At 69.2% G+C, this 9,488-nt stretch carries 10 protein-coding genes and 1 pseudogene; 4 read left to right on the forward strand and 7 right to left on the reverse strand.

What is annotated here, in order from left to right; genetic code table 11:
- The first annotated feature begins 71 nt into the window (after positions 1-71).
- Positions 72-956, forward strand: a complete 885-nt coding sequence (locus AC5RUW_RS12850; protein WP_494161049.1) for a 1,4-dihydroxy-2-naphthoate polyprenyltransferase — start codon at positions 72-74, stop codon at positions 954-956.
- Positions 957-1,018: 62 nt separating this feature from the next.
- On the opposite strand, the gene AC5RUW_RS12855 is transcribed toward AC5RUW_RS12850, so the two are convergent.
- Positions 1,019-2,077, reverse strand: coding sequence for a hypothetical protein (locus AC5RUW_RS12855; RefSeq protein WP_494161050.1), 1,059 nt, complete (start codon positions 2,075-2,077; stop codon positions 1,019-1,021).
- 139 nt (positions 2,078-2,216) lie between these two features.
- Positions 2,217-2,525, reverse strand: a complete 309-nt coding sequence (locus AC5RUW_RS12860) for a DUF4229 domain-containing protein (protein WP_494161051.1) — start codon at positions 2,523-2,525, stop codon at positions 2,217-2,219.
- Between the two features lie 74 nt (positions 2,526-2,599).
- Between AC5RUW_RS12860 and AC5RUW_RS12865 the strand changes: the two genes are divergently transcribed.
- Positions 2,600-2,983, forward strand: a complete 384-nt coding sequence (locus tag AC5RUW_RS12865; RefSeq protein WP_494005776.1) for a PLDc N-terminal domain-containing protein — start codon at positions 2,600-2,602, stop codon at positions 2,981-2,983.
- Positions 2,984-3,107: 124 nt separating this feature from the next.
- Here AC5RUW_RS12865 and ccsB read toward each other — a convergent pair whose 3' ends face one another.
- The 5 genes from ccsB to AC5RUW_RS12890 all read right to left on the reverse strand — a co-directional run bounded on the left by ccsB (position 3,108) and on the right by AC5RUW_RS12890 (position 8,060).
- On the reverse strand, positions 3,108-4,151 hold the full coding sequence (ccsB, locus tag AC5RUW_RS12870) for a c-type cytochrome biogenesis protein CcsB (protein ID WP_494161052.1): 1,044 nt from the start codon (positions 4,149-4,151) through the stop codon (positions 3,108-3,110).
- Positions 4,151-5,899 carry a cytochrome c biogenesis protein ResB gene (gene resB / locus AC5RUW_RS12875; protein ID WP_494161053.1) on the reverse strand — a complete coding sequence of 583 codons (1,749 nt, stop codon included), beginning with the start codon at positions 5,897-5,899 and terminating at the stop codon, positions 4,151-4,153. Before resB ends, ccsB begins: the two co-directional genes overlap by 1 nt.
- Before the next feature lie 13 nt (positions 5,900-5,912).
- On the reverse strand, positions 5,913-6,629 hold the full coding sequence (locus AC5RUW_RS12880) for a cytochrome c biogenesis CcdA family protein (RefSeq protein WP_494161071.1): 717 nt from the start codon (positions 6,627-6,629) through the stop codon (positions 5,913-5,915).
- 72 nt (positions 6,630-6,701) lie between these two features.
- Positions 6,702-7,304, reverse strand: a complete 603-nt coding sequence (locus AC5RUW_RS12885) for a TlpA family protein disulfide reductase (protein WP_494161072.1) — start codon at positions 7,302-7,304, stop codon at positions 6,702-6,704.
- Positions 7,305-7,397: 93 nt separating this feature from the next.
- Positions 7,398-8,060: a histidine phosphatase family protein gene (locus AC5RUW_RS12890; protein WP_494161054.1), complete on the reverse strand. Its 663-nt coding sequence runs from the start codon at positions 8,058-8,060 to the stop codon at positions 7,398-7,400.
- A gap of 141 nt (positions 8,061-8,201) precedes the next feature.
- Between AC5RUW_RS12890 and AC5RUW_RS12895 the strand changes: the two genes are divergently transcribed.
- Positions 8,202-8,741 (forward strand): YceI family protein, encoded by a 540-nt coding sequence (locus tag AC5RUW_RS12895; RefSeq protein ID WP_494161055.1) that lies wholly within the window; start codon positions 8,202-8,204, stop codon positions 8,739-8,741.
- A gap of 335 nt (positions 8,742-9,076) precedes the next feature.
- A pseudogene (locus AC5RUW_RS12900) lies at positions 9,077-9,488 on the forward strand (hypothetical protein); the annotation flags it as partial.

The following is a 9,488-nucleotide window of genomic DNA, read 5'->3' on the forward strand; positions in this document are numbered from 1 at the left end:
TTTCTGCTGGACGCGGCGGCGGAGAAGAATGGTCCCGAGGGATACCAACACCATGACGAGAAGGATGCACAGTGGCCACAGCCGCCCAGTGGATTGAAGGCGCCCGACCCCGCACCCTGCCGATGGCGGTGGCGCCTGTCGTCATCGGCAGCGCCGCAGCCTTCGGGCTGGATGCCTTCAAACCGGTCAACGCCGTCCTGGCCCTGCTCGTGGCCGTGCTGCTGCAGGTCGGGGTCAACTACGCCAACGACTACTCCGACGGCGTGCGCGGCACCGACGACGTTCGTGTGGGGCCGCTGCGCCTGACCGGTTCAGGCGCCGCCGCCCCCCAGCAGGTCAAGTATGCGGCGTTTGCGTGCTTCGCCGCGGCGCTGCTCGCCGGTTTGGCGCTGGTGCTGCTGTCGCAGGCGTGGTTCCTGCTGCTGGTGGGCGTGGGCTGCATCGCCGCCGCCTGGGGCTACACCGGCGGGCGCAACCCGTACGGCTATCTCGGCCTGGGGGATGTCTTCGTCTTTGTGTTCTTCGGGCTCGTCGCCACCCTGGGCACCACCTACACCCAGGCCGGCACCGTGGACTGGGCAGCCGTGATCGGCGCCGTGTCCACCGGCCTCTTTGCCACAGCCCTGCTGATGGCCAACAACGTGCGGGACATCCCCACGGACCGCGAGGTCGGCAAGCGCACGCTGGCCGTGCGGCTGGGCGACGAGGCAGCGCGCATCAGCTACGTGATGATGCTGGCGCTGGCCCTGCTGCTGCCGCTGCTGATCGCCCCGGACCGGCCGTGGGTGCTGCTGGTGCTGCTGCTCGCACCCGCCTGCCTAATGCCGTCCTGGCTGATGCTGCGGGGCAGGAAGCGCAAGAGCCTGATCCCGGTGCTGAAGCAGACCGGGCTGATCAACCTGGGCTTCAGTGTGCTGTACGGTTTGGGCCTGGTCCTGACCCGTGTGCTGGCCTGAGGGTCCCGGCCTGACGGTCCCGCCCCTTCCGGCCGCCCGCTCCGCCGGGGCCGGGCCGGAACTCAGCCTGCTGCTGCGCCGGCGGCTTTGGGCAGATCGGCCGCCTGCCGATAGGCGTTGACCAGGGCGCAGGCGCGGGCTGCCGTTTCAGGGTCGGGCATCGAGATCACGTGCCTGAGTGCAGGGCCGGTTTCCAGGACCAGGGCCGGGCCGTTTCCGGTGATGAAGCCGACGGCGCCGAGGTTGAGCCGGTAGCCCCAGCCGCCGTGGTCCATGGCCCGGATATCCTGCACCGACGCGGAGCGGATCTGCCCGTGGCCGACCGGCATGAGGGTCTTGACGCCGCCGGCGAGCACCCGCACGCCGTCCCGGTCGATGATGGCCCGGCCGTGCAGGAACGCCCACATCACGGCGGCCGCCGGGATACCGAGCAACGCCAGGAGCGGGTGGAGGAACACCACGCTGAGTGCCACGAGCCCTCCGGTTCCGAAACTGAGCAGCCAGGCCGTGCGGCCCATCGACACGGTGACGGCCAGTGTCCCGCCCTGCGCGGCCGAGGCCTGGGCGGCCTGGACCACGGCGGAACGGTCATCGGCTGCGGCCCGGCCGGCAGCCGCGGTCTCCGGGGTGGGAGTCCGATCCACCTCTCCGGGCCGGTAAAGGAGCGCTGCCGCCGTCCCGAGGGAAGCTCCCAGCGCCGAGCCGATCCCTGTCACCGGCCCGGAGACCGCTGCCTGGGAAGCGTCGGCGAGGTCGATCTGGCCGGCCACGACGCCGACGGCCAGGGCTGTGATGAGGGTTCCGAAAGCAAGGCCGAACCCCACGGTGACGCGGCCCAGCAACAGCGAGTAGCCCCGGGTCAGGATGCCCAACCCGGCGATCAGCGCCCCGCTGCCTCCGCCGGCCAGGACGGCGATCAGGGCGGTGACCCACAGCGGGGAGTATCCGTCCACGCCGTCGCTGCCCCAGTGACTGGCCAGCATGTCCGGAAGCCGGTCCGCCACCGAGTACATCCAGCCGGCCGCCGCACAGCCGAGCACCAACGGCCCGGCGGTCACGCCGATCAGCCATCGGCGGTTGTAGGTCCGCTCGTCCGGATGCGTTCGATTCGGATGCCCCATGGCCTGCAACCCCCCGTTGTCGGCATGATGCCGGCGCTGCGCGGTTGGCGGCGGCCGGCCGTTAATGCAGGCAGTCTACCCGCCGGGTGGGGCGGCGGCTTCGCAGCCGGAGGGAACAGCGGGGCCGGCTGCCGCCGGGCTAGTTGCCGCGGGGCTTACGGTCGTTGTCGATGCGCACGTCCGGGACCTCGTCGACCAGGGTGTCCTCGGCCTGCGCGTCATCCAGCTCGGCGCGGTTGCGCTTGGGCGGGGCTCCATCACGGAAGCGCGTCTGGAGGCTGCGCGCGGCGTCGTCGCGCATGTTCCGGAAGAACAGATAAGTGACGCACCAGGCCAGGATCGCCGACACCACGGCCGAGTAGACCAGCCCCAGGTTCAGCCAGAGGCAGGCGGCGAAGAAGACGGCCACGAGGCCAAGGCGCAGTGCGGTGAATTTCCAGAAAGCCACCTCTTCATTCTACGCAGGTCCTGCACTGCGTCGGGGCTGGCGGTTGGCGGAAGGCCCTCCCCTACAATTGGGATATGCCACGCCTCCTGCTGTTCGGTATCATCGTCGTCGCCGCCGTGATCATCTACGCGCTGATCGACTGCATCATGTCCGCGGCCAAGGAGGTGAGGAGCATCTCCAAGCCCGCCTGGCTGGCAGTGATCCTGCTGCTGCCGCTGCTCGGAGCAGGGCTGTGGTTCCTCTTCGGCCGCCCGCGGTCCGGGCCCGGCCCCAAGCGGCCCCAGCCCCGCCACCCCACCGCGCCCGACGACGACCCCGAGTTCCTGCGCAACCTGGAGATCCGCCGTCGGCAGCAGGAAAAGGAAGCCGAACTGCGTCGGCGTGAAGCCGAAATCCGTGAGCGGGAAAAGCGCGCCGCCGAGCGCGGGGAACAGGGCGAGGAGCAGGACTCCGCCTAGGAGCCCGTTTCCTGCGGTCACAATCCCAAGACCATCGTCAGACAGAAAGAGCCCGCCCCGGAACTGACGTTCCGGGGCGGGCTGTTTTTTGCAGCTGCAGGCTGGCTGCGTACCTGGTGACCGATCAGACGCCGGCGTAGCTGTGCAGGCCGGAGAAGAAGATGTTCACGATGGTGAAGTTGAAGACCACGCACAGGTAGCCCACGATCGACAGCCAGGCCGCGCGGGTGCCGGTCCAGCCGCGGGTGGCGCGGGCATGCAGGTAGCCGGCGTAGACCACCCAGATCACGAAGGACCAGACCTCCTTGGTGTCCCAGCCCCAGTAGCGGCCCCAGGCCTGCTCGGCCCAGATCGCGCCGGCGATCACGGTGAAGGTCCACAGCACGAAGCCGACTGCGTTGACCCGGTAGCTGAGGTTCTCCAGGCTGAGGGCGGAGGGGACCAGACGCATGAAGCCCATGGTGTTGCCGCCACCGGCCCGGATCTTTGCCTCGCGGCGGGACTGCAGCAGCTGCAGCACCGACATGGCGAAGGTCAGGGTAAACAGGGCCGAGGCTAGGACGGCCACGGAGACGTGGATGATCAGCCAGTAGCTCTGCAGGGCCGGAACGAGGTGCGCGACCGGCGTCGGGAAGCCGATGGTGGCGGCCATCATCATGATCAGCACCAGGCCGATGACGAAGGTGCCGAGGAACCGCAGGTCCTTCTTGACCAGCGCGATGAGGAACACCACGGCCACGACGAGGGCACCGGTGGTGCAGAACTCGTACATGTTGCCCCACGGAACACGGTGGGCTGCCATGCCGCGGGTGATGACGCCGGCGGCATGGATTGCCGCGGCCAGGACCGTCAGGGCGACGCCCACACGGGCGGCGTTGCGGCGGGCGCCGGAGTACTGCATGGCGTCATCGGCGGTGTGCGCGCCGGTGTCCCGGGCCCCGCGCTCCGCGGCGGGCAGGGCATCCGTGCCGCCCCCGGCGGAAGCACCGGCTCCGACCATCGCGCGCGCCGGCTGCTGCGCCGCCAGGCGCTCTTCGAGGGAGGCCAGGGACCGGCTGCTCCGGGCCAGGTCCCAGCAGAACGCCAGGAACGCCACCGTATAGGTGAACGCGGCCAGGAGCATGAACAGCTCGCTGTACTCCGCCAGGGTCTGATCGATGGAGGGCATTACTTGTCCTTACCTGGTTCTGTTTCCCGCACGTCAGCGGCGACGGGGTGGTTTCCGGTCGCGGTCCCGACGGGGGACCACTGCTTTTCGAAGAGTTCGTGCAGCGCCTTTGCCTCCGGGCCCAGGCGTGCGTCCTCGCCGCGGGCCAGCAGGCCGTACTCGACCATTATGCGGCCATCCTCCCCGTCGGCGGCACGGACCCATACCCGGCGGCGGGCGAGGAAGAGCGAGGCGATCAGTCCGGCGAAGCCGAGGGTGGCGAAGACCAGGGCCCCCATCTCCCCCGGATCGTAGGCGATGTCGACGGCGATGTAGCGCTTGAGGCCGTCAAACGTGATGCTGCCTTTGCCCTCGGGCAGTTCGTAGGTGTCGTTGGCACCCAGCACGATGCCGCCGGACTCCAGGTCCCGGTTGTTCAGCTCGGTGAGCTCCTCAGTGTCCAGCACGTAGACATTGCTGGGCACGCCCTCGTCGAGCCCGAGGTCGCCGTAGTAGGAGTTCAGGTTCAGCTGGGGATTGAACGGATCCGGGTCCCCCGAATAGGAAACGCCGTCTTCGTCCAGCATGGCGGTGGGCAGGAAGAAGCCTACAAATCCGAGCTGGTCGGGGCGGGCGTCCGGCACCTTGATGACGGCGAGGGAGGTGAACATCCCGTCCTGCGGGACGCCGATCACCGGCCCGGAGAAGGCGATGTCGCCGTTTCCGTCCCGCACGGTCACCATCGGCGCGTAGCCGTTGCCGACCAGATAGACGCGCGTGCCGTCCACCGAGAGCGGAGAGTTGACCTTCAGCTCCTCGGTCCGCGGCTCACCGTCGACGTCGTCGCGCAGCGTGACCTTGGCGGTGTAGTCCAGGGGCTGCCCGTAGTGGGTCTGCGACTCCCGGTCGAACTCCACCTGGAACTCATCGAGCGTCAGGGAGAACGGATCGAGCTCCTCCGCGGTGAAGCTGCTGCCGGGTGTGAAGGTGTCATAGCCGACCAGGGTGTTGACGAAGGTGTCCCCCTCCACCACGATCTTCTGGCCGTTATAGCCGTACAGGTTGCCGACGGCCACGGAGATGAGCACCCCGATCAGCGACGTATGGAAGACCAGGTTGCCCAGCTCCTTGGCGAAACCGCGTTCGGCTCCGACCGAGGGAGCGTCGGTGGCGGCGTCGCGCACGTCCACCCGGTAGCCGCGGCGGCGCAGGATGGCGGCGGCCTCGCGGACTGCGCCCTCCGGAGTGAGCCCACGATCGGCGGGGATAGCCAGCGTGCCGTGCTCGGGCAGCCGGGACAGACGCCGCGGGGTCCGCGGCGGCTTGGACCGCATGGCCTTGAAGTGCGCCTTGGCCCGCGGGATGACGCAGCCGATCAGCGAGACGAACAGCAGCAGGTAGATGGCGGAGAACCACACCGAGGAATACACGTCGAAGAGCTGGAACCTGTCCAGCCAGGGCCCCAGGGCCGGGTTTTCCTGCAGGTACTGGTTGACGCCTGCCGGGTCGGAGGGCCGCTGCGGAAACAGCGACCCCGGCACTGCCGCCACCGCCAGCAGCAGCAGCAGGAACATCGCAGTCCGCATGCTGGTGAGCTGGTTCCAGGCCCAGCGCAGCATGCCGCGCGCGCCGAGGGCCGGGAGGGCGACGTCGGCGTCCCGGCGTCCGGTCCGGTCCTTGCCGGATTCCGGCCCGGAGCTGCCGGGCGGGGTATCGTGTTCGGTCTTCACGGGCTTCCCAGGGGGTTCGGTGTTCGGGTTCTCGGTCATGGGGCGGCAGTCATCAGATGGGTAGGGTCACGCTGTCGAGCCACCCCTGCAGGTCGTTGATCCACAGGTTCCAGACGCCGGTGACCATCAGCAGGCCAAGCAGGATCAGCATCCCGCCGCCGAAGCGCTGCAGGCCCAGGCGATGCCGCCGCAGGAAGCCCAGGGCACCTGAGGCACGCCGGAATCCGAGGGCGATGAGGAGGAACGGCAGTCCCAGCCCAAGGCAGTAGACAAAGGTCAGCAGGGCACCCTTGGCTGCGCTGGCGTCGTCGCCGGAGAAGGACAGCAGCTGCACGGCGGAAAGGGTGGGCCCGAGGCACGGAGCCCAGCCGAGGCCGAAGGTGACACCCAGCAGCGGTGCGCCCCAGAGGCCGGCCGGCGGCCGGGCGTTGATTTTCCGGTCGCGCTGGAACCAGCTCAGTCCGCCGAGGAACACCACGCCCATGAGGATGATCAGCACGCCGAGGACCTGGGGCACCCAGCCCTGGTCGGGGCTGCGCAGCCAGCCGCCCAGCTGGCCGACACCGGCGCCGATGAGCACGAAGACCAGCGAGAAGCCGAACACGAACAGACTGATGCCGGCCAGCATCCGGCCGCGGCGCTGGTTCGCCAGGTCGATGCCGGTCAGCCCCGTCACGTAGCCGAGGTAGCCCGGCACCAGGGGCAGCACGCAGGGAGACAGGAAGGACACCAGTCCGGCGAGGACAGCGACCGGGATGGCCAGCAGCATGGAGCCGTTGAGGATGGTCTCCGCGAATACGTTGGCCGCCGGGAGGGCTGCCGGAAGGAAGGGCTGCACGGATCAGGCCGCCAGGGCGTCGGTGATAAGCGCCTTGAGGGTTCCCTTGTCGGCCAGGCCAAGGATGCGGGCGGCCACGCGGCCTTCCCGGTCCAGCACCAGCGTGGTGGGTACCGCCTGCGGCGGAACATAGCTGGTCATGGACAGCAGCACGCCGCCGTCGCGGTCGTTGATGCTCGGGTAGGGGATGTTGAAGGTGCGCTCGAACGCCTCAGCGGTCTGCCGCTCGTCACGGATGTTGACGCCGTAGAAGCGCGCCCCCTCGGCTTCGAACTGGTTGTGCAGGTCCACCAGGTCCGGGGCTTCCTTGCGGCAGGGCGCGCAGGCGGCGTACCAGAAGTTGAGGACGACGACGTCGCCGGCCCAGTCGGCCGAGCTGACTTCCGTGTCGTCGAAGAGCCGGGCGCTGAGCTGCACCGGCTCGCCGCGCTCGGACGCCGCGTACTCGGTGACGGAACCGTCACCGGCGATGTAGTTCTTGTTGTCACCCGCCCGGGCCTGGGCGGCAAGCGGGTCCTCCTCCGCACTGCACCCCGCGGCCATGACGGCGAAAGGCGCCGCGACCGCGAGGGCCGCGCCGGCGCGCAGGAAGCGGCGGCGGCCCATGGTGTCCGGCTCGGGGCTCCGGGGATTGTTCAAGGCTGTCCAACTTTCATCGCGGCGCGGGCGGTGCCCTTTCTACGAAGCGTAGTAATTCTATTACGCTCCGGGGACGTTCGCTGCCCCGGGCAGCAGGTCGGCGGACGGCTCCGCGTATCGGACCCCTGTCAGCACGGGGCCTTCGAAGTTCAGGGTGGTGACACTGGTCAGCGTGCACTGCCGCTGCCGGGGGTCGTGCCAGAGCCGTCGGCCCTCCGCGGCCAGCCGGGTGACCCAGATCGGAAGCTGGTGGCTGACCAGGACCGCTTCGGCGCCGTCGCCGGCTGCCTCCACCGCGGCAACGCGGGCATCCTCGACGGCAGCCATAACCCTCGCCACCTGCTGGGCGTACGGCTCCCCCCAGGACGGCGTGAACGGATTGCGCAGCAGCGGCCAGTACCGCGGATTACGCAGCTGCCGCTGCACCGCGGAGAGCCCTTCAAAGCGGTTCTCCGCTTCCAGGATGCGATCATCGGTGACCACCTCCAGCCCCAGGGCTGCGGCGATCGGCTCCGCGGTTTCCTGGGCGCGGGTCAGCGGCGAGGCGACAAGCCGCACGACGTTGGCGCCCGCCTGCTGCCGATCCCCGAAGTAGCCGGCGACCCGGTCAGCCATCTGCCTCCCCAAATCGGAGAGGTGAAATTCAGGCAGCCGGCCGTAAAGGACGCGGTCCGGGTTGTGCACTTCGCCGTGGCGGACCAGATGTATGGATGAGCGGGACATGCACCCCAGTTTCGCAGAGTCAAGGCCGGGCACTAAATCAACACTTGAACATTCAAGCGATTCATGCCAGACTGCATGCATATGCATGCACCTCGCGTCGGAGATGACCTCGTCGCCACGGACCCATCAAGGAGAAACCACATGATCCCCAACGGACTTGCCGCCGGAACCTGGACCCTCGATCCCTCCCACAGCGAGGTCGGGTTCTCGGTCCGGCACGCGGGCATCAGCAAAGTGCGCGGCGCTTTCCAGGACGTGGAGGCCGTCATCGAGGTCGGCCCGACGGCCGGGGAGTCCCGCATCGCCGCGACCATCAAGGCCGAATCCTTCAATTCGAAGGACGCGAACCGCGACGCACACGTCAAGGGCGAGGACTTCTTCGACGTGGCAAACCACCCGGAGCTGACCTTCCGGTACACCGGCCTGGAGGCGGCCGGCGAGACGTACCGGGTTGCCGGTGACCTCACCATCAAGGGCGTGACCCGTCCGGTGGTCCTGGACGCGGAGTTCAACGGCGTCACTGTCGACCCCTTCGGCGTCACCCGCGCAGGCTTCTCCGCCAGCACCAGCGTGAGCCGCAAGGAGTTCGGCCTCACGTGGAACGCGCCCCTGGAAGCCGGCGGCGTCCTGGTCGGCGACAAGGTCAGCATCAACATCGACGCCGAGTTCGTGGCCAGCTGACCCGGCGGACGGACACCGCTGCCTGAGAGGCAGACATGGACCGCGGCCCCGGACGCCTGACCCCCACGCGTCCGGGGCCGCCTCATCTGTGCCGCAGCCCGGGCACCCCACGCGTCCGAGCTGTCCGGCGCAGGTCCCACGTCGGGCACGCCGTCCCCGCACCGGTCCCGGGGCGGGAGGCCCGGGCGCCACGTCTCCGGTGAAACGGCCCAAACATCGGGTACGCAGGTAGGCTGGGCGAACGGGCCTGTGACCTGCCGCATGGCCCCGGTCCATTTCCGCACCCGCACCGGCGAGCCGGTTTCCGGGCCTGTCAGAGAGGCGAACCAACTGCAATGACCACACCGAACAGCCCCGAACCCCAGGACGCCGGGCACGGGAGCCCGGACGCCGGGAATGAGCCCGGCACCGGCGCGCCTGAATCCGCGCACGGCGCGGGGGCCGTCGACGGCGACGCAGTCTCCCCCGGTTCGCACTCCGCCGGAGCCGGGCAGGCCGAGGCCGCCGCTGCTCCTGACGCGCAGGACGACGCCGCCCGGCAGCAGCAGTACATCCAGCCTGCCGAGCCGACTCAGCAGCCCCAGTACGGGCAGCCCCAGTACGGTCAGCAGTACGGTCAGCAGCAGTATGGCCAGCCCGCCGACCCCACGGCCCAGCAGCAGTACGGACAGCAGCAGTACGGACAGCCGGCGGACCCCACAGCCCAGCAGCAGTACGGACAGCAGCAGTACGGACAGCCGGCGGACC

It is taken from the genome of Arthrobacter sp. Y3222053 (genome assembly GCF_059092805.1).

What these genes read in the sequence shown, in the direction of transcription:
- AC5RUW_RS12855 (WP_494161050.1), bottom strand. Translation starts at nt 2,077, where the DNA reads ATGGGGCATCCGAATCGAACGCATCCGGACGAGCGGACCTACAACCGC.
- AC5RUW_RS12865 (WP_494005776.1), top strand. Translation starts at nt 2,600, where the DNA reads ATGCCACGCCTCCTGCTGTTCGGTATCATCGTCGTCGCCGCCGTGATC.
- ccsB (WP_494161052.1), bottom strand. Translation starts at nt 4,151, where the DNA reads ATGCCCTCCATCGATCAGACCCTGGCGGAGTACAGCGAGCTGTTCATG.
- resB (WP_494161053.1), bottom strand. Translation starts at nt 5,899, where the DNA reads ATGACCGAGAACCCGAACACCGAACCCCCTGGGAAGCCCGTGAAGACC.
- AC5RUW_RS12880 (WP_494161071.1), bottom strand. Translation starts at nt 6,629, where the DNA reads ATGCTGCTGGCCATCCCGGTCGCTGTCCTCGCCGGACTGGTGTCCTTC.
- AC5RUW_RS12885 (WP_494161072.1), bottom strand. Translation starts at nt 7,304, where the DNA reads ATGGGCCGCCGCCGCTTCCTGCGCGCCGGCGCGGCCCTCGCGGTCGCG.
- AC5RUW_RS12890 (WP_494161054.1), bottom strand. Translation starts at nt 8,060, where the DNA reads ATGTCCCGCTCATCCATACATCTGGTCCGCCACGGCGAAGTGCACAAC.
- AC5RUW_RS12895 (WP_494161055.1), top strand. Translation starts at nt 8,202, where the DNA reads ATGATCCCCAACGGACTTGCCGCCGGAACCTGGACCCTCGATCCCTCC.